Source organism: Janthinobacterium sp. GMG1, assembly GCF_034427795.1.
Lineage (GTDB): Bacteria > Pseudomonadota > Gammaproteobacteria > Burkholderiales > Burkholderiaceae_D > Janthinobacterium.
In genome coordinates this window covers 384,766-404,129 of sequence record NZ_JAXQNT010000006.1, presented here as the reverse complement: position 1 = coordinate 404,129, position 19,364 = coordinate 384,766, and the positions used below count along the sequence as shown (strand labels likewise).

Below are 19,364 nucleotides of genomic sequence, written 5' to 3'. Positions count from 1 at the left end.
GGTTCAGGTCCATGTGCCTTCGGGTGTAGGGGTTCGAGTCCCTTCGTGGGCACCACCAGCAACGAGTCGTTTTCGTTGTAGTCCGCAGTACAGTAGTGAGATATCAGTAGTAGCAGCATCAGTGCCCACGTGGCGGAATTGGTAGACGCGCATGGTTCAGGTCCATGTGCCTTCGGGTGTAGGGGTTCGAGTCCCTTCGTGGGCACCATTACCTAATTCGCAAAAAAGCCGCAAACTTTCACGAGTTTGCGGCTTTTTTCATTCCAGAATGCCGCATCCCTGCGGCACCCTCCCCTTATTTGGCCAGCGCCGCCTTCACGGCGTCATGCAGACTCGTCGTCGGACGGCCAATCAACGCGCTCAATTGCTTGCCATGGTCTTCCAGGCCACCCTTGGCCGCGCCCGCATCGGAATCGGCCAGCAGCTCGGCAAAGCCTTCCGGCACGCCCACGCTCACCAGCGCCGCCTTGAAGTCCGCCTGCGGCATATCCTTGTACGCAATCGCCTTGCCCGACTGGCGCGCCACTTCGGCCGCATATTCCGCCAGGGTAAAGCCCTGGTCGCCAGCCAGTTCATAGATCGCTTGCGGCTGATCCGCCGTCAGCACGGCAGCGGCGGCAGCAGCGTAGTCCCGACGCGCGGCGGACGAGAAACGCCCGTCTTGCGCCGCGCCCAGCACGACGCCATGCTCAAGCACGGGCGCCAGGTGTTCCGTATGGTTTTCCAGATACCAGCCGTTGCGCAGGAAAGTGTACGGCAGGCCGGATGCGCGAATGGCCGCTTCCGTGACCACGTGCTCGGCGGCCAGGCCCAGCGGCGACGTATCGGCGCGCAAGACGCTGGTGTAGGCCAGCAGGGCCACGCCGGCCCGCTTGGCCGCATCGATGACGTTCTGGTGCTGCTGCGCGCGCTGCCCCACTTCGCTCGACGAAATCAGCAAGATTTTCGTTGCGCCCTTGAAAGCCGCATCGAGGCTGGCGCCGTCGTTGTAATCGGCCTGGCGCACCTGCACGCCCTGGGCGGACAGGCTGGCGGCCTTGGCCGGGTTGCGCACGGCGGCGATGATATTGGCTGCGGGGACGGATGTGAGCAGGCTGGCGATGACGTGCTGGCCCAGATTGCCTGTGGCGCCGGTGATGACGATCATGATTTCTCCTTGGTACGTGGGTGGTAAAACCCTATAATAGGACTATTACTTACTTATTGTAAGTACGTACCTTTTGGTAAGTATGAGCAAGATCTCAATTAACAAGGCCAACTATCATGTCCACAGACACTCCCGGCGCCAGCATGCGCGCCGCCCTCGCCCGCCAGAACCAGGGCGCGCACCTGCTGGCGGCGGCCTGCCCGTCGCGCGCCGTGCTCAGCCATCTCACCAGCCGCTGGGCCGTGCTGGTGCTGGTGCTACTGCTGAGCGGCACGCGGCGCTTCAGCGAACTGCGCCGGGAAGTGGGCGGCGTCAGCGAAAAAATGCTGGCGCAAACCCTGGAAGCACTGGCGGGCGACGGTTTCGTGCTGCGCCAGGCGTATCTGGTGATACCGCCCAAGGTGGAATACAGCCTCACGCCGCTGGGACACGAAGCGGCCGAACGCCTGGCCGTGCTGGTCGACTGGATCGAGGATAATTACCCGCGCATCGAACAGGCGCGCACCGACCTGGCCACGGCTCCCGCAGCGCAAAAGGCCGCGTAAACGAGAGCCATCCGCATTGCTTTTAGTCATCAAGAATTATCGTTTACTCCTACTTGCCTTGATGTAATACTAGGCCCATGAAACGCGTAAGGGCGCGACACCATGAACCAGTTGATTTCTTCCATCACCGACCGGGCCAATGTGCTGCTGGTCAGCAATTCGCCGAACGATGTGCGCGAACTGCTGTATGTGCTGGACCGGCATAACCTGGGTACGGGACTGGCGGGCGATATCGACGAAGGCGTGGAACTGGCGGCCGGCGGCACGGACCTGATCCTGCTCGACGCGGCCCTGGCAGGCACGAATATCGGCGCTACCTGCATGCGCCTGCGCAATGCGGGCGGACGCCACAGCGTGCCCCTGCTGCTGATGTCGGCCACTCCCAGCGCCGAGGAACAAGGCCGCAGCGTGGGTGCCGGCGCCTCCGACTACATCAAGATGCCCTTCAATGCGCGCGACGTGGCGGAAAAAATCCTCATGGAACTGGCGCTGCACAAGGCCGAGGCGCCCGCTGCCCGCCCCTACACTACGCCTGCCACGCCGCCGCGCCCCCTGCATCCGCAAACGCTGGAAGTCAATTACCACTCCATACTGGCCGGTTCGCCCGATGCCGTGCTGCTGTTCGACATCGACAACCGCCTGCTGATCGACGCCAACCACCTGGCCGAAGACTTGTTCGGCATGCCGCTGGCCGAGCTGCTGCAAGGCGGCATGGAGCCGCTGTTTCCCAGGCATCAGGACGATGGCCGCGCCTCGCCGCAATTGCTGGAAGAAAAGATCCGCGATACCTTGCAAGGCAAGATCGTCGTCTTTCGCGCCAGCTGCTGCCACCGCGACAGCCACCCGATCGCCTGCGAAATCCGCCTGATGCGCCTGTCCGTGCCGGGCCGCCAGCTGGTGCATGCGCGCATCATCGACTTGACTGAACGCAACCTCGCCGAAGCCATGCGCTCGGGCCAGAGCGCCCTGCTGGAAATGGTCGCCAAGGGCGCGCCGCTGATCCCTACCCTGAACCACTTGCTGCTCCTGATCGAAGGCCAGTCGCGCGGCGTGCTCTGCTCCATCATGCTGCTCGACGACGACGGCGTCCACATGCACAGCGCGGCCGGCCCCAGCCTGCCGGCCGAGTACATGGCCCTGCTCGAAGGCGTGGCCATCGGCGACGGCGTGGGTTCCTGCGGCACGGCCATGTTCCTGCGCGAACCGGTGGTCGTCACCGACATCATGCACGATCCGCTGTGGGCGCCCTACCGCGAACTGGCCGCGCCATTCGGCTTGCGCGCCTGCTGGTCGCGCCCCATCTTCGGCCAGGATGGCGCCGTGCTCGGGTCCTTCGCCATGTACTACCGCGAAGTGCGCAAGCCCGACGCGCGCGATCTGGAACTGATCGACACGGCGACCGACCTGGCCGGCATCGCGATTGGCCGCATGCGCCACGAACGCGAGCTGCAACGCCACCGCGCCCACCTGGAAGACCTGGTGGCCGAACGCACGGCAGCCTTGACGCAGGCCAAGGAACACTCGGAGCAAACGAATCTCGAACTGGCCGCCGCGCTGGAAAACCTGTCCATCACGCAAGAAGAACTGGTGCGCCGCGACAAGCTGGCCGCGCTCGGTGCGCTGGTGGCCGGCATCGCGCATGAACTCAATACGCCGATCGGCAACGGCCTCGTGGTGGCCACCACCATGGCCGAACGCACGCGCGAAATCCAGGCCAGCTTCCTCGACGGCCTGCGCCGCTCCGAACTGGGCGCCTACCTGACCCAGGCCAGCGAGGCGGACGCCATCATGCTGCGCAACCTGCAGCGCGCCGCCGACCTCGTTTCAAGCTTCAAACAGATCGCCGTCGACCGCGCCAGCTCGCAGCGCCGCCACTTCCTGCTGCGCCAGTTCGTCGCCGAACTGATGCTGCCCCTGTCCACGCCGCTCAAGGCCGCCGGCCTGAGCCTGACGCAGGATGTGCCGGACGGCCTGGCCATGGACAGCTATCCCGGTCCACTGGGCCAGGTGCTGAGCAACCTGCTGGAAAATTGCCTGCGCCACGCCTTTGAGGGCCGCAGTGGCGGCAACATCGCCATCACGGCACGCGGCAGCGACGACGGGCAGACGATCACCGTGTCCATCGCCGACACGGGCGTGGGCATCGCCGCCGACGACCTGGTGCATGTCTACGATCCCTTCTTCACGACCAAGCTCGGTTCCGGTGGCTCGGGCCTGGGCCTGCATGTGGCGCACAACATCGTCACGGGCGTGCTGGGTGGCCATATCCATGTTGCCAGCAGCACCGGTGACGGCGGCGGCACCACGTTCACCCTGCAACTGCCCACCGCCGCGCCGCAAGCGCCCGCCCCCTGAAGGGCAGGCGCGCTACAATGCCAGCAAGCATTTCTTTCGGAGTACCCATGAAATACCTGACCGCCGCCGCCCTGCTGGCAGTTTGCGCCTGCGCAATGGCCGGACCCGCCCCCTGGTACAAATGGCGCAGCAAGATCGACGGCACCCTGTCGTGCGCCCAGTCGACCCTGGGATTTGGCTGGGAACTGGCCTCGGGACCGTACAAAGATAGCCGTTGCGAAAAACCGGCGCTTGTTAAATAATGGGGCCATGACCACACGGGGCACCGGCTTGAAAGCAAGCGATGGCAATGCGGCGTCGAAAGAGTATGGAACGATAAGAACGTATCTATTCAAACCGAGGAGACCACATGTTTACGAATCCCGAACAATTCGCAACGGCCACCAAGGCCCTGTTTGAATTCCAGCTGATGACCTTCAACACCCTCACCTCCAAGGCCGTGCAAGGCGTGGAACAGGTATTGGCGCTGAACATGGCCACTGCCAAGTCCGGCATCGAGGATGGCCTCGCCGCCAGCAAGGAAATCAGCCAGGCCAAGGATCCGAAGGCCGCCATGGCCGCCGCCGCCGCCCAGCTGCAACCGGGCGTGGCCGGCGCCAAAGCGTATAAACAGCAACTCGACGACATCATCAAGGAAATCCACACGGAATTCACCACGGCTGCCGAAGCCCACGTGGCCGAAGCGAAAAGCAATCTGAGCGCCCTGATCTACGACGTCACGAAAAACGTGCCGCCAGGCTCGGAAAACGCCGTAGCCATCGTCAAGGCCGCCATCGACAACGCCTTCCTCGGCTACGAGCAAGTGACCAAGGCCACGAAACAGGCCGTGAAGACCGTGGAAGAGCAGATCGCCAAGGCCAGCGCGCAAGTGGCGCAGGCAACGGAAAAGGCCACGAGCGGCGCAACGGCAACGGCTGAAAAGGCGGCGCCTGCCGCCAAGCCGAAGGCTGCCAAGAAGTAAATTCGCAACTATCGGGGCCTGAGTCCTCAGGTCCCGATAGGTATGATCCGGTACACGCAGCGCCTCCCCCCCTGCAGCAGATATTCGCTGCGCTCGACCGTGCAATCGTCCCCCAATACCCGCTGAAAGATGGCCAGCTCCGAGCGGCAGAAATTCTGGCATGCCGTGGCGGCTGCGCAGATCGGGCAATGGTTTTCCACCAGCAAGACACTGCCATCGTCCTGCGGCTCGGCATGGGCCATGTAACCTTCGCCATCGCGCGCCCGCGCCAGGCTGTCCACTCTTTGCGCCAGCGCAAGCCCAGGGTCAACCAGCCTGGCGTAGGCCGCTTCGCTGCTGCGTTCGCGCGCGCCGATCAGTTTATCCAGGCCCTCGTCGCCGAACAGGGTTTTCACTTGCGCTATCAATTCCAGGGTCAGGTCGGCATGGCGATCAGGGAAGCGCGCGTGGCCCTGCTGCGTCAGCGCCCAGCGCCGCGACGGGCGGCCCACCTTGTCGGCTACGTCCCCGTACGCCACCAGGCCCTTGTCCTGCGCCGCTTCCAGCTGGCGCCGCGCGCCCATGGAGGTGATATCGAGCAAGGCCGCCAGCTGCTGCGCCGTCTGCGGCCCGCGCATCTTCAGCAGGAACAGGGTCTGCTCCGACGTGCTCATGTTCATGCTCATGCCACCGCCTTTGCCTCTCCCACGCCAGCCAGCTGGCGGCGCCAGGCCGCCATGCGCCACGCAGCCCACGCGGCGGACAAGGCGCCCGCGACAAGGATCAGGCGCGTATCGATCAGGGTCAGCACGGAGCCGCTGAGGGCGACGACAATGTTGGCGATGCAAAAGGTGGTGGCCAGCAAGCCCATCACGGCGCCCTGCCCGTGCGCGCTGAAGCGCTCCGCGCACCAGCCCTGGATCACCGTGTTGTACAGGGCGTTCGGAATGCCGAACAGCACGATGGCGGCGATGCCCACCCAGATATTACCCAGCGCCAAGATCCCGACGGCCAGCGCCACGCCGCACGCATACCAGCTGGCCCGCAGCAGCGGCGCATGGCGGCTGGGACCGCCCGCCAGCAAGGACGTGACCGTCATCGTGCCGCACAGGCCCACATTCACCCAGGCAATCTCCTGTGCATGGTAATTCGCCGTCTCGACCAGCCACAGCGGATAGAACTCGTAAAAGCTGGCCACGCCGCAGGTCAGCGCCAGTTGCACGATGAACAGGGTGCGCAGCTCCTCATGGCGCAGCAGGTTCAGCGAATGGCGGTCGCGCGCCACTTGCCACCATGACGTCGTCAAGAGCGAGGGCGTTTCGCGCGGCAAGCCCACGGCCACCAGCACGGCGACGAGCATCAGCGCGGCGGCGGCGATCCAGAATGGCACCGTCACGCCCCAATGCAGGGTCGCGCCCGCCAAGATCGGCCCGACCAGCCAGCCCAGGTAAAACGCGCCGTTCAGCCATGACATGGCGCGCAGGCGCAGCGCTCCCGTCAGCTGGTCGGCCAGCATGGCGCGCGCCACGGCGCCATTACCTTCCAGCAAACCCGTGATGAAACGGGCGACGATGAACAGCGGATACGACTGAATCACGAGCGCCCAGGCCGTGATGGCGTGGCCGATGGCGGCGCCCACGGCCGTGCGCATCAGCAAGGGGCGGCGGCCATAGCGGTCCGACAGCGGTCCCAGCAAGGCCGAGCCGATCAGCAAGCCCAGCGGGTTGATGGTCAGCGCCAGGCCGAACAGCAGTTTCGATGGCAAGCCGAGGAAATTATTGAAGGCATTCGGCGCTTCGGCCGCGAACAGGGGCGGCAGGATCGGGTATGGCAAGGAGGCGCCGATCGTCGACAGCAGCGCCAGCAAACAGGCGGCGGAAATCAGGATGATGTTTTTCATGCGGGCTCGATATAGGTTGTCTGGCAAGGCTACGTGAGCACGCCACATAAGTAAACTAAAAAGTTTATTAATTATGTTGACCGTTGCCGCACTGAAGCGTGCACGCCATCGCCTCGGTTATCATCGCCTCATGACTCACGTTTAACAGGGCAAACATGACACTGTCAGAAATGGAACATCAACACGGCTTTACCTATCCTGCGCTGTATCGGCAGCTTGAGCGCGACGGCATGCTGGCCGTGGGTGAATATGGACCCGACTGGTACAAGCTGGTGTTTCCCACATTAAAAGATCGCCCCACCCTGCTGCTGCATGCGGACGATTTCGAATTGCTCAATGTCAAGGCCGTTGCCGACGCCGTGGAAAGCTTGCTGGACGCAGACGACTACCGGCAGATCGACCCCGCCCACCAGTTCATCCCGTTCGCGCAAACGGGCGCGGGCGACCACTACTGCTTTTTCGCGTCAGGCGAGCAAAATGGCGAGATGCCCATCGTGCTGCTGTGGCATGACCAGAATGAAGCCCAGTACCTGGCGAAAAACCTGCAGGATTTCATGGTTCACATGTTGTTGAACAGCATGGCAGACCAGGACACGTACAACGACGTCAGCGACGAGCAATTCAAGGAACAACTGACAAAAACCCTGGGCACGCATGCGCGCTACCTGACGGCGCGGCAAGCCGACGTGCTGCAAACGCTGCTGGCCAGGGACATCTTCGATTACGACGTGCTGCTGCCGAAGGGACGCAAGGAAGCGCACCGGGGCTTGCTGACCGACATCGAACTGGCCAGCCTGCGCGCCGAACTGATTCCCTACGAAAAGTTCGACAGCTGTTTTACCTACAGCACGGCTGGCTGAACATAATTCGCTGGGCAAGCGACGGCTGAAGGTTTAAACTGTATATAAACACAGTAAAACCCATCACTTTGCATCTTGCCCTATTGCCATCCCCATGTTGAGAGTCCTGGAAAATCCCCTGTACTATCTGGATAATTTCCAGGATGTGCTGAACTGGATCAGCGCGCGTTACGCCGATCTGCTGAGGCCTGAAGAGACGCAGTTCATCGCCGCATTCGGCGCCCTGCCGCAGCCGTCGCGCGCCCTGTTCGTGCGCCTCGTCATGCGCAAGGGCTGCCTGTTTCGCGCCAGCAAGCTCAATTACCCGGAAATCGGCGACACGCGCGCCGCCGCCCTGCCCTTGCTGGCAACTAGCTGGGTGGAAGCCGATCCTGCCATTTCGCTCGACGAACTGTTCGAACTGCTGCTGAAAGCGGAAATCGCCCAGGCCTTCGACCTTGCCGCGTCCCTGAAGGCGGCGCGCAAGGCGGAGCAATTGGACGCCTTGCGCGAGCAGCATGGGGAAAGTCAACCGTTCTCCGCGTGGCATCCGGCTAGCACCGACATACTGTACCGCATCGGCCTGCAAGCGCTGTGCGACCGCCTGCGCCTGATTTATTTTGGCAACTATCACCAGGACTGGTCGGAATTCGTGCTGTCCGACCTCGGCGTGTACCAATACGAAAAGGTGGAATTCTCGCCGCAGTCGCGCGGTTTTCGCACGCGCCAGGATATCGAGCACTATGAAGTGCTGCACCAGTGCCGCGAACGCTACAACGACAGCGCGCCGGCCGACGAAGTGCTGCAGGAACTGGCTGCGCTGCCATTGCCCGAGGACAATACCTGGCTGGCCAGCCGGCGCGACAAGCTGCGCTTCCAGATCGCCCAACACCTGGAGAAATGCCAGGACTGGCCGGCCGCCTACCGCGCCTACGCCGATTGCCGCTATCCGGGCGCGCGTGGCCGCGCCATCCGCGTGCTGGAGAAGGATGAACAGCCGCAGGCGGCCTACGAGCGCCTGACGATCGCCCTCGCGGCGCCGGAAAGCGAAGCGGAACAGCAATTGCTGCTGCGCATGGCGCCCCGTTTGCGGCGCAAGCTGGGCCATGCGAAGCAGGCGGCCAATGCAGCCGCCGCCGTGGAGCGCATCGACCTGCTGCTGCCCTGCCCGGAACAGGCGTGCTACGTGGAAGCGGTGGTGCAGCAACACCTGATGCAGGACGACGCACCCGTGTATTACGTGGAAAACACCCTGATCAACTCGCTGTTCGGCCTGCTGTGCTGGCCCGCCATCTTCAAGGCCATGCCCGGCGCCTTCTTCCACCCGTTCCACCGTGGCCCGGCCGACTTGCACAGCGCCGATTTTTACCAGCGCCGCAGCGGCGACTTCGCCGCTTGCCTGGCGCAACTGGACGACGGCCGCTACCACGCCGCCATCCGCGCCACGCTTGCCGCCAAACACGGTATCGTCTCGCCCTTCGTCAGTTGGGACGTACTGGACGACGGCTTGCTGGACCTGGCGCTGGCCTGCATCCCGGCCGCGCACCTGAAGAAGGCGTTCGAGCGCATCTTGCTCGACATCAAAAGCAACCGCAGCGGCTTTCCCGACCTGATCCAGTTCTGGCCTGCGGATCGGCGCTACCGCATGATCGAAGTCAAGGGTCCGGGCGACCGCCTGCAAGACAACCAGCTGCGCTGGATCGCGTATTGCGCCGAGCACGCCATGCCCGTCAGCGTGTGCTACCTGCAATGGCAGGCGGCAGCATGAGCCGCAACACTTACACCATCGCCGTGCGCGCCCTGTGCGAATTCACGGCCAAGGTGGGCGACCTGGACTTGCGTTTCACACCGTCCCCCACGGCGCAGGAAGGCATGGCCGGGCACGCCACCGTGACGAGCCGGCGCGATGACGACTACGAGCGCGAAATCAGCCTGTGCGGCGACTTCGGCCCCCTGCACGTGCGGGGCCGTGCCGATGGCTACGACCCGGCGCGGCGCCAGCTGGAAGAGATCAAGACCTACCGGGGCGAGCTGGACACCATGCCCGCCAACCACCGCCAGCTGCACTGGGCGCAGGCGCGCATCTATGGCCATTTGCTGTGTCAGCAGCTGAACTTGCCCATGCTGCGCGTAGCGCTCGTGTATTTCGATATCGTGAGCCAGAAGGAAACCGTCATGCACGAGGAATGCACGGCCGAGGCGCTGCGTCTGTTCTTCGAACAGCATTGCGCCCTCTTCCTCGACTGGGCCGAGCAGGAAATGGCGCACCGCGCCAGCCGCGACGCGCAGCTCACGGCCATGGCCTTTCCCCACGCGGACTTTCGTCCGGGCCAGCGCCAGCTGGCCGAAGCCATGTACAAGGCCAGCAGCCGTGGCTGCGGCTTGCTGGCGCAGGCGCCAACGGGGATCGGCAAGACGGTGGGCAGCCTGTTTCCCATGTTGAAAGCCACGGCCGCGCATGGTCTCGATAAACTGTTTTTCCTGGCCGCCAAGGTGCCGGGGCGGCAAATGGCGCTCGACGCCTGCGCCATCCTCAAGGACAGTGCCCCGCTGCTGCCGTTGCGCGTGCTGGAACTGAGCGCCAAGAGCAGCGCCTGCGAACATCCTGACAAAGCCTGTCACGGCGAATCGTGTCCGCTGGCCAAGGGTTTTTACGACCGCTTGCCGCTGGCGCGCGAGGTGGCGCTGGCCAGCGGTTTGATTTTGGACAAGGAAGCCGTGCGCGCCATCGCCTTGCAGCAGGGTATTTGCCCGTATTACCTGGGCATGGAGCTGGCGCGCTGGAGCGACGTCGTCATCGGCGACTACAATTATTATTTCGACCTCAGCGCCATGCTGTACGGCATGACCCTGGCACACGACTGGAAAGTCAATGTGCTGGTCGACGAAGCGCACAATATGGTGTCGCGCGCGCGCAGCATGTATTCGGCCGAGCTGGCACAGATCGACCTGAAAATGCTGCGCAAGTTCGCGCCCGACGCCTTGAAAAAGCCGCTCGACCGCCTCTCGCGCCAGTGGACGGCTTTGCTGAAAGAACAGGATGGCGATTACCACGTGCATCCCGCCTTGCCCGACAAATTCTTTGGCGCCCTGCAAGGGGTGGCCACGGCCATCGGCGACTACATGGCCGAACACGCGACCACGCTCGATGACGACTTGCAGCGCTTCTATTTCGATGTGCTGCTGATCAACCGCCTGGCGGAAAGCTTCGGCGCGCATTCGCTGTTCGACGTCAGCAAAACGGAGACGGGTTCCACCGTCTGCATCCGCAACATCGTCCCGGCACCGTTTCTCAAGGAACGCTTCGCGGCCAGCCACAGCACGGCCCTGTTTTCCGCCACCCTGAGCCCGTGGAATTACTACAGCGACACCCTGGGCATGCCAGCCGACACGGCCTGGGTCGATGTGGAATCGCCGTTCCAGGCGGAACAATTGTCCGTGCGCGTGGCCGACACCATTTCCACGCGCTACCAGCACCGCGCGGCCTCGCTGCTGCCCATCGCCCAGCTGATGGCGAAGCAATACGCGGAAACGCCGGGCAACTATCTGGCCTTCTTCAGCAGCTTCGATTACATGGAAAAGACGGCCCACTTATTTGCCCAGCATTACCCTGACGTGCCCATCTGGCAGCAGCCGCGCCGCATGGACGACACTTCCCGCGCGCAATTTTTGGGCCGCTTCGGCCTGGACACGCGCGGCATCGGCTTTGCCGTGCTCGGTGGCGCCTTCGGCGAAGGCATCGACTTGCCCGGCGCGCGCCTGATCGGCGCCTTCATCGCCACCCTCGGTTTGCCACAGATCAACCCCGTCAACGAGCAGATCCGCCAGCGCATGGGCGATATCTTCGGCGCCGGCTACGACTACACCTATTTATATCCGGGCATGCAAAAGGTGGTGCAGGCGGCCGGCAGGGTCATCCGCACGCAGTCGGACAAGGGTGTCGTCTACCTGATCGACGACCGCTTTTCGCGCCCTGAAATCCGTCAGCTGCTACCCACGTGGTGGGATGTGCAGCTAGCCAACTAATATCTTAAGCTTCTGGTAGCCCGCCTTGCTGACGGGTATCCTCGTGTCATCGCGCAGGATGGCCACGTGGCTGTCTTTCGTCGCCGCCTCGATGCGGCGGATACCGTCGATATTGAGCAGATACGACCTGTGCACGCGCAGGAACTTGGCGGGGTCGAGCTGGGTCTCCAGTTCCGCCAAGGTCTGGCTTTTCAGGTAGGACTTGCCCTCGGAACGGATGCTGATGTAGTCATCTTGCGCCTCGATGTAGTCGATGCGCGCGCTGGCGATCACGTGGACCTTGGCGCCGTCGCGTATCAGCACGCGGTCCAGCGGCGCGCTGCGCGTGGCCGCCTCGCGTGCCAGCGTCAGCACAGTCTCGGGCGTGCTGCGGCTGGCGCGCGCATGGGCCAGCGCCTGGTCGAAGCGCTGTTCGCTGAACGGTTTCAGCAGATAGTCCAGGGCATGGCATTCGAACGCCTTCAAGGCGTACTGGTCGTAGGCCGTGACAAAGATCAAACGCGTCTTGGCGCCGATCAGCTCCGCCACTTCAAAACCATCGAGGCGCGGCATCTGGATGTCGAGAAACACCAGTTCCGGTTCCAGATCCGCGATGGCCTTGACGGCTTCGAAGCCGTTGGCGCACTCGGCCACGATGTCGATATCGTCATGGCGCGCCAGGTATTCACGCAACACGCTGCGCGCCAGCAATTCGTCATCGACGATGGCGACCCGCATTCTTGCCTGCATCATGCATCCTCCGTGTCGCCGGTCTGCGCCGGCATGGAAATCATCACTTCGAAATGGCCGTCGCGCCGGCCCCAGTGCACGCTGGCCTCGTGGCCATACGCGCCGGCCAGGCGCTGGCGCACGTTCTCCAGACCGACGCCATTGCCGCGCTGTGGCCCTTGATCCGCATCAACCGGGTTGCGCACGGAGATCTGCAGCAGGCTGCCCACGCGCCGGGCCTCGATGGCGATCAGGCCGCCCTCCGTCAAGCCGCAAATACCATGCTTGACGGCATTTTCCACCAGCGGCTGTATCAGCATGGGTGGCAGCAGACACGCCAGCGCGGCGGCGTCGATGGTTTCCGCCACTTGCAGGCGTTCGCCGAAACGCACTTGCTCGATGGCGAGAAAGTGGCGGATCAGCACCAGTTCCTGCTCCACGGTAATGTGCTTGTGCGCCTCCAGGCTCAGGCTCTGACGAAAGAAGCTGGCCAGCTGCACCGTCATCTGGCGCGCACCCGCCGCATTGATAGACGTCAAGGCGCTGATGGAGTTCAGGCTGTTGAACAGGAAATGCGGATCAATTTGCGTGCGCAGCATGCGCAATTGCGCTTCCTGCGCCGCCAGCTGCGCTTCCAGCCCCCGCTGCTCGGCCATCCTGGCGCGCACGAATTCCAGCAACAGATAATGCACGGCGGCAGCCAGGCAATACAGCAGCGCACCCAGGCCGAAGAACAGGGCCAGCAGCGATTGCGTCAGGTTCACGCCCAGCCAGCGCAGCTCCAGCAACAGGCTGACGCTGTTCAAAAATTGCAGCAGGGTGGCCCACAGCAAGCCCGCGAACAGGGCCGCCACGCCCATCACGCCGGCGATGGCGAGCGGATGGCGGACGTGCAAGGGGTAGGCGCGGCACAGGTAAAACGCGGAAAAGCCGGAACCGATCGCATACACGAGCGTGGCGGGCACCACCAGCACGACGGCATTGAGCCAGGGTGCGTGCGCCACCCTGGCCAGGATAAAGGCCAGGGCCAGGCCCAGCGCGATGCAGACCAGGAACACCACCACGGCGCTGCGCCGCTTCGACAAGGGCCCCGACATGCGCGCCTAGTTGCGGATTTCCAGGCCGCCCATGATGGCGTAGCCCGTCACGTACAGGCGCTTGGCCTGGTTCGGCGGCACGATGGTCTTTTCCTCGAAGCCGCCGAGGATGGGCGTGCCCTGCAGCACGACGCTCCAGTCGGGCGGAATCTTGATGGTGACGCCGCCGCACAGGGCAAATACGTTGAGCACGGCTTCGCCTTCGATCGACGCCTGGCGCAAGTCGATTTCGCAGCCGGCCATGATGACATTGATATCGCCGCCCTTGAAGCGCTGCGACGACACGCGCCGCACGTAACCGCCGAGGATGGCCGTCACTTCGATGATGCTGTCATCGTCCGCCCGCCCGCTGGCGCCGGGCGCTGCCGTGGCAGCGGCGGCATCCTTGTCGAGCGACACGGCGCCATTCCTGGCCTGGCCGAACGAGTCAGGCGCTGCCGTGCCATCCTGCTGTGCGCCAAAGCGACGGCGACGCTGGCGCTGCTGCGCGCCGGGCAGGGATTTCGACACCACGGCCACGCCCAGGCCGATGATCAGCAAGGGCCACAGCAAGTCCCAGTTCATGTAGAAGATGCCCATGTGCTTGAGGGTCCAGGCCACGCCCAGCAGCACCAGCATGCCGCCCAATAAATAACCGTTCGCGCTGCGGCTTTGCGACAGTTTCAGCAGACCGAACACGATCAGCGCCGTGGGCCAGAAGCGGAAGGTATAGCGCACATCGATGAAACCGAGGTTATCGAGCAGGAACAGCAGTCCCAGGCCGATGACGATGACGCCCAGCACGATCTGCGATGGCGAGTGCAGCGGCGGTTTATTTTTCATGCTCGGACTCCCGGTAGGCAATAAAATGTTTGTTCAGCAGCGGTTCCAGCACCAAACCCACGCCCCAGGCGATCAGCAAGGCGGGCCAGCTATTGTAGAAATGCAAGTTCCACAGTTCTTCATACGATGCATACCACCAGGCGGCGAAAAAGATCAGCCACAGGCCGCTCAGTACCTGCTTGGCGGACACGGGCGTGAGCAGCTTGTTCAGGCCGAAAACGACCAGTATCACCGGCCAATAATGCCATAGTGAATAGTAATCGTGGAGATAGATCACATCGAGCCGGTCCAGCAGGACGATGGCGCCGATGGCGATCAGCAGCACGCCCCACAGCAGCTGGGTACGGCGGCAATAGGCTGGTTCAGGTTTCACGGTCACCCCTTGAAGTTGGTTGATCGTAAAGATACGCGGATTTCGGGAAGGAGAAAACAACGCTTCGGCGAATGGCGGAAAGACAGCGGTGAATGGCGCAACGGCGGAAATGAAGGGCAAAAAACAGGCAAAAAAAAAGACCGGCTAGGCCGGCCTTGAAGGGGTTCGCAGTCCACACCGCGACCTGGAGTTGCAGTGCACAGCCGCGTGGCGCAGGGCGCAAACGCGAACAGAAATCTGGTGCCGATCCTTGAGGCGACCGGCTGACCTGCTGGAAGATCGAACATGCCGCCAACTTCACGGCAGTGCGTCTCAACCAAGCAAAGCCATCATACTCCCGATCGCCATACAGCACCGTTCGCTAGCGCACACTGATGGGGTTTTGCTGAGCTGCATCAAACGGCGACGGCATGCGGCGGGTTGAGCATGTCATTCTTGATCCATGTCAGCACGGACGGCCCCTGCGGCTGCCAGCCCAGCAGCTTGCGCGCCCGTTCGCCGCGCACGCGGCTGTTGGAGCCAAGGCCATACGACGCCATCTCATAACCCCATTCGGCAATCGCCTCGGGCAGCGGCCAGTCCTGCGCGGGGCCCAGGTCCAGTGCGGTGGCGATGGCGGCCGTCATGTCGCGGAAAGCCGCTTCGCCCGACTCGACAAAGTAAAAGGTGCCGGCCGGCGACTTTTCCAGCGCCAGCAAATACAGGCTGACGACGTCGTCGATATGCACGTTGGACCAGATATTGCGGCCCGGCCCCACGTGGCGCACGATGCCGCTCTTGCGCGCCTGTTTCAGCAGGCGTGGCAACTGCACGCTGTCGCGCGGCAAGGCGCCATGACCGTAGATCAGCGTATTGCACAACACGCTCGCGCGCACGCCCTGGCTTGCGCTGGCCAGGACCAGGTCGTCGATGGCCACGCGGGCCGCCTTGTCGGCCGTAGGCGCCGGCAACTTGTCTTCGTAATAGATCTGTTCCGTGCCCTCGCCGCCCGAGGCGTCGCCCACGATGGACGAGCCGCTCGTATGCAGGAACGGCTTGTTCGTGCCGGCCAGCGCTTCGATGATGGCTTCGACGGCGCCCCGGTGGTCGCTGCTGGCCGCATTGATGACGGCATCGGCCGCCTTCGCCTGCTCGATGAGCAATTCGCGGTCGTTCAAGGTGCCGACGATACCATGTACGCCGATGGTGGCCAGCTCGGCCACCTGTTCCGGTTTGCGCACGAGGCCCGTCACCTGGTGGCCGGCACGCACGAGGCCCGCCGCGATGGAACTGCCGATGAAACCTGCCGCGCCTGTCAAGAAAATCTTCATGCTTCACTCCTGTCTGGTTAGATTGCTGTCAATCACACCAGTCCAGTATGCCCGCTTTCGTCTTTCGCAAAAAGCAGCCACACAGCAAAAGATCTATGACTTGGACGCAACAGTCTTCTGTTTGAGCTGCAGGGCGGCGATGTAGCGGCTCCGGTAGGCGGGGTCTTGCGGCGTCAGCAAGGTGAGCCTGTCGCGCGCGCGGGTGGCGGCCACATAGAAACGGTTTTCTTCTTCCAGCGGGTCCGTCTTACTGCGAGGGAATTCATCGACGGACAGGTAGGGCAAGATGACGTGGTTGTATTCAAGGCCCTTGATCTGGTCGATGCAGGCGATGACCAGCCTGGCCTTGCCGGTCGAGACCGTCACAGCTTCCTCCATCTCGCCCAGCCAGCCGGCAAAGCCGCCCAGCGCCACGCCCGCCTCGCGGCACACGGCGATAAAACCATGCAGGGAACGGGCGACAACCCGCGCCTGGGCCGGGTCGACATAGATGCGGCGCGCCGTCTGTTCCAGCTGCATCAGGCCAAAGATGTGCTGCAGCGCGTCGCCCGCCGGGGCGTCAGGAGGCAGCGCGCGCAGGTAATCGACGGCGGCCAGGGTCAGCGCCGCCTTGTCCTGGTTGTGCGACTTGGCCAGCTGGTTCGTCAAGAAGCCTTCCAGCAAGTCGGGATAGTTGGCCACGTCGGCCTTGGCTTGCTGCAACTCCGTGCGCGTAAAAGGGATTTCCGCGAACGCCACCAGCGCTTCGAGGATTTCGCCGCGGCGCGGGCCGCTCTTGATCGCATGTAAATCCTTGCGGGCGATGGCGACCATGCCGCGCAGCATCAGCACTTCCAGGCTCAGCAGATAACTGTTCATGTCCACCAGGCCATACGCGATGCCGCTCTGGAACAGTGCCGTTTCCACGCGGATGGCCTGGTCGCGGTCGCGCAGCAAGATTGCCGTCGTGCCCGCATGCGCATGTTCGAGCGCCGCGATCAGCTGGGCGCTGCATGCCTGCGGTTGCGCATGGTCATACTCCAGCAGCTCGATGTGGGTGGCGCGCGACAGGGCCGACACGCTGGCCTTGTTTTTCAGCACGCCGACAGCCTGCGCCAGCTGCGGACCGTAGCGGTAGGAAGCCGTCAGCGGCAAGCGCTGCAAGGCGGGGAATTCCTGCTCGAAGCGCTGGCGCAGGAAGCGGTGGTCGGCGCCCGACCACGTGTAGATGACTTGATCCTTGTCGCCGGCGCCGCAGAAAAACGCGTTGCCGCGGCGTATCAGCATGGTCAGCAGGCGGAACGACGCTTCGTTCAAATCGTGCAATTCATCGGCGACGATGATCTGGAAGGCTGGCAATTGCTGGCGCAGCGGCTCGTCGCCGTCGAGCATGCGCACGAGGTCGTAGGTGGCGTCGAACGGTGCGCGGAACTGGATGTCGCCCGTGTCGGAGCCGCGCAAGCCTTCGTATTCGCGCAGCCACAGATAATGCGTGCGCGACATGCCCAGCAGCTCCAGGTTATCGTCCAGGGAATTGCTCTCGAAGTCAGGATTTTGAAAGTCCAGGCGCGCCTTGGTGCGCAACTGCAATTTCAAGAATTCGGCAATCGCCCCGTTGGTCGTATTAATTTCCAGCGGGTAACGGTGCGCGTATTTCTCCGATACGACTTCCAGCGCTTCCCAGGCTACCGGGCGCAGCTCTTCATCGCTGCGCATGGATGCCACCTGCATATTTTCCAGCTGCAACAGCACCTTGGCGGCAAAGGCGTCGAAGGTATCGACCGTGAGGCGCTTGACGACACCGAGCGGCACGCCCACTTCCAGCAGGCGCTGGCGCAGGGCCACGCGCGCCGCTTCCGTGAAGACCAGGGCCAGCATGCGCTCGGGCGCGCGGCCCCGGTGCAGCGCCTCGGCCAGGCGCAGGGCCAGGGTCGTCGTCTTGGCGGCGCCGGCATTGGCGTCGATCAAGACCACTTTCTTTTGCGCCGTCTGGATGGCGACCTGCTCCGGCGTGGGCGTGATGCGTTTGGGAATGAACTGCGGGGCGTTATCTGTACTCAAGGGTATCCTGAAATAATGTCTGTTCTCGGCGCGCTACCAGGCGCAAGTGCGCAGGCCGGCAAAGATGTCACCCCGTTCGGGCGCATGGAAGGCGCGCATGCGGGCCGAATGCAGGCGCGGCGGCGTGGCGAAGGCGGCGCCGCGCAGCACCTGGTGCTGCATGAAATATGGCGCGGAATATTCGCGCCAGGCATCCACCGCAAAGCCCGGATACGGTTCGAACGGCGTCGCCGTCCACTCCCACACCTGGCCCCAGTGAAAGCGCGGATGGCCGGACAGCGCAGCATACTCCCATTCCGCCTCGGTCGCCAGGCGGCGCCCCACCCAGGCGCAGTACGCCTGCGCTTCATACAGGTTGATGTGACGCACGGCTTCGTTCGGCGGCAAGGTCGTGCGCTGGCCGAAACGCATGGTGCGCCACTGTGTTGCTTCGCGCAGCCAGTACAGGGGCGACGAGCGCTCCTGCTGCATCAGCCAGGCGCTGCCTGCCGCGCTCCAGAACTGGCGGTTCTGGTAGCCGCCGTCGGCGACAAAATCGGCAAACTGGGCGTTTGATACGGCGCAAGCATCGATGGAAAACGGCGGCACATAAACGGCATGGGGCTGTGATTCATTGTCGAAGGCAAACCCGGCCCCGCGCGGCGAGCCCAGTTCGATGCTGCCCCCAGGAAAAGCGATCTCGCCCGCGCCTGGCGGCAGGGCCGGGCTGGCTGCCAGGGATTCCGGCGCTTCCAGGCCCAGCCATTGCAAGCCTGCCAGCATTTCTTCGCCACACAAGTCTTCATGTGCCAAGGCCAGCCGGTATGGCGCCAGGGCGCTGTCGACATTGGCTTCGCGCGAGAGTTTATCGAGCACCCGGTCGAGTACTTCGCGGCAATACGTTTTCACGGCGCCCGGACTGGGCAGTTCCAGCTTCCAGCGCGCGCGGTGCTCGACCATGTTGGCGTCGAACAAGTCGTCGCCGCGCGTCAGCAGGGAGTTATAAATGGCGTCGGCCGGATGGCTGGTAGCGGCTTCGCGCAGGATGAACCACTCGGCAAACCAGGCGATCTGCGCGAGTTGCCACAAGGGCGGAACGAGGCGCGGATGGCGGGGCAAGCCGGCCACCACGTCCAGGCCGGCGCTGACATAACAGTCGAACAGGGAAAGCGTATCCTGGCGCGCGGCCTGCAGCGACTGGGCCAGTTGCTGCGCGCCGGCGTGGCGAAAAGAGGCGTTGATTAAAGTCATGGCCTGATTGTAACGACTTATGCCAACCTTGC

17 protein-coding genes and 1 tRNA gene are annotated in these 19,364 nt (G+C 63.5%); 8 read left to right on the top strand and 10 right to left on the bottom strand.

The genetic code is table 11. From position 1 onward, the window contains the following. Nucleotides 1-123 precede the first annotated feature (123 nt). Nucleotides 124-208: transfer RNA gene (locus tag SJI03_RS18470), tRNA-Leu, on the top strand. Nucleotides 209-295: 87 nt separating this feature from the next. Here the strand turns inward: SJI03_RS18470 and SJI03_RS18465 are convergent. Further along, nucleotides 296-1,147: an SDR family oxidoreductase gene (locus SJI03_RS18465; RefSeq protein ID WP_099380117.1), complete on the bottom strand. Its 852-nt coding sequence runs from the start codon at nucleotides 1,145-1,147 to the stop codon at nucleotides 296-298. A 116-nt stretch (nucleotides 1,148-1,263) separates the two neighbouring features. Between SJI03_RS18465 and SJI03_RS18460 the strand changes: the two genes are divergently transcribed. From SJI03_RS18460 to phaP, 4 genes are all read left to right on the top strand, one after another. Then, nucleotides 1,264-1,692: a winged helix-turn-helix transcriptional regulator gene (locus SJI03_RS18460; RefSeq protein ID WP_099380118.1), complete on the top strand. Its 429-nt coding sequence runs from the start codon at nucleotides 1,264-1,266 to the stop codon at nucleotides 1,690-1,692. Between the two features lie 102 nt (nucleotides 1,693-1,794). Beyond that, a complete protein-coding gene (locus SJI03_RS18455) occupies nucleotides 1,795-4,047 on the top strand; it encodes an ATP-binding protein (protein ID WP_322428148.1) in 2,253 nt (750 codons plus the stop codon). Between the two features lie 47 nt (nucleotides 4,048-4,094). Then, the gene (locus SJI03_RS18450; protein ID WP_035817380.1) at nucleotides 4,095-4,289 is read left to right on the top strand and encodes a hypothetical protein; all 195 of its coding nucleotides are present in this window, start codon (nucleotides 4,095-4,097) and stop codon (nucleotides 4,287-4,289) included. Between the two features lie 107 nt (nucleotides 4,290-4,396). Beyond that, the gene (gene phaP / locus SJI03_RS18445) at nucleotides 4,397-5,008 is read left to right on the top strand and encodes a TIGR01841 family phasin (protein ID WP_099380121.1); all 612 of its coding nucleotides are present in this window, start codon (nucleotides 4,397-4,399) and stop codon (nucleotides 5,006-5,008) included. A gap of 26 nt (nucleotides 5,009-5,034) precedes the next feature. Here phaP and SJI03_RS18440 read toward each other — a convergent pair whose 3' ends face one another. Together SJI03_RS18440 and SJI03_RS18435 are read right to left on the bottom strand one after the other, a co-directional pair. Then, a complete protein-coding gene (locus SJI03_RS18440) occupies nucleotides 5,035-5,661 on the bottom strand; it encodes a metalloregulator ArsR/SmtB family transcription factor (protein WP_322428161.1) in 627 nt (208 codons plus the stop codon). Nucleotides 5,662-5,669: 8 nt separating this feature from the next. Beyond that, entirely contained in the window at nucleotides 5,670-6,887 is a 1,218-nt protein-coding gene (locus tag SJI03_RS18435; RefSeq protein ID WP_322428147.1) for an MFS transporter, read from the bottom strand. Nucleotides 6,888-7,042: 155 nt separating this feature from the next. On the opposite strand from SJI03_RS18435, the gene SJI03_RS18430 reads away from it, so the two are divergent. From SJI03_RS18430 to SJI03_RS18420, 3 genes are all read left to right on the top strand, one after another. Beyond that, nucleotides 7,043-7,747: an SMI1/KNR4 family protein gene (locus tag SJI03_RS18430; RefSeq protein ID WP_322428146.1), complete on the top strand. Its 705-nt coding sequence runs from the start codon at nucleotides 7,043-7,045 to the stop codon at nucleotides 7,745-7,747. 94 nt (nucleotides 7,748-7,841) lie between these two features. Beyond that, nucleotides 7,842-9,494 carry a VRR-NUC domain-containing protein gene (locus tag SJI03_RS18425; protein ID WP_322428145.1) on the top strand — a complete coding sequence of 551 codons (1,653 nt, stop codon included), beginning with the start codon at nucleotides 7,842-7,844 and terminating at the stop codon, nucleotides 9,492-9,494. Further along, nucleotides 9,491-11,752 carry an ATP-dependent DNA helicase gene (locus SJI03_RS18420; RefSeq protein ID WP_322428144.1) on the top strand — a complete coding sequence of 754 codons (2,262 nt, stop codon included), beginning with the start codon at nucleotides 9,491-9,493 and terminating at the stop codon, nucleotides 11,750-11,752. Before SJI03_RS18425 ends, SJI03_RS18420 begins: the two co-directional genes overlap by 4 nt. Here SJI03_RS18420 and SJI03_RS18415 read toward each other — a convergent pair. The 7 genes from SJI03_RS18415 to senA all read right to left on the bottom strand — a co-directional run bounded on the left by SJI03_RS18415 (nucleotide 11,741) and on the right by senA (nucleotide 19,332). Beyond that, nucleotides 11,741-12,469, bottom strand: a complete 729-nt coding sequence (locus tag SJI03_RS18415) for a LytR/AlgR family response regulator transcription factor (RefSeq protein WP_322428160.1) — start codon at nucleotides 12,467-12,469, stop codon at nucleotides 11,741-11,743. The two genes, SJI03_RS18420 and SJI03_RS18415, sit on opposite strands and share 12 nt — an antisense overlap. A gap of 11 nt (nucleotides 12,470-12,480) precedes the next feature. Beyond that, a complete protein-coding gene (locus SJI03_RS18410; RefSeq protein ID WP_322428143.1) occupies nucleotides 12,481-13,557 on the bottom strand; it encodes a sensor histidine kinase in 1,077 nt (358 codons plus the stop codon). 6 nt (nucleotides 13,558-13,563) lie between these two features. Beyond that, complete coding sequence (locus tag SJI03_RS18405) at nucleotides 13,564-14,379, bottom strand: LiaI-LiaF-like domain-containing protein (protein WP_322428142.1); 816 nt, start codon at nucleotides 14,377-14,379, stop codon at nucleotides 13,564-13,566. Further along, nucleotides 14,369-14,752, bottom strand: coding sequence for a LiaI-LiaF-like domain-containing protein (locus SJI03_RS18400; RefSeq protein WP_322428141.1), 384 nt, complete (start codon nucleotides 14,750-14,752; stop codon nucleotides 14,369-14,371). Before SJI03_RS18400 ends, SJI03_RS18405 begins: the two co-directional genes overlap by 11 nt. Before the next feature lie 395 nt (nucleotides 14,753-15,147). Then, nucleotides 15,148-16,062, bottom strand: coding sequence for an NAD-dependent epimerase/dehydratase family protein (locus SJI03_RS18395; RefSeq protein ID WP_322428140.1), 915 nt, complete (start codon nucleotides 16,060-16,062; stop codon nucleotides 15,148-15,150). A 93-nt stretch (nucleotides 16,063-16,155) separates the two neighbouring features. Further along, nucleotides 16,156-18,102, bottom strand: a complete 1,947-nt coding sequence (locus SJI03_RS18390) for an ATP-dependent helicase (RefSeq protein ID WP_322428139.1) — start codon at nucleotides 18,100-18,102, stop codon at nucleotides 16,156-16,158. A gap of 33 nt (nucleotides 18,103-18,135) precedes the next feature. Beyond that, a complete protein-coding gene (gene senA / locus SJI03_RS18385) occupies nucleotides 18,136-19,332 on the bottom strand; it encodes a selenoneine synthase SenA (protein WP_322428138.1) in 1,197 nt (398 codons plus the stop codon). Nucleotides 19,333-19,364: the final 32 nt, after the last annotated feature.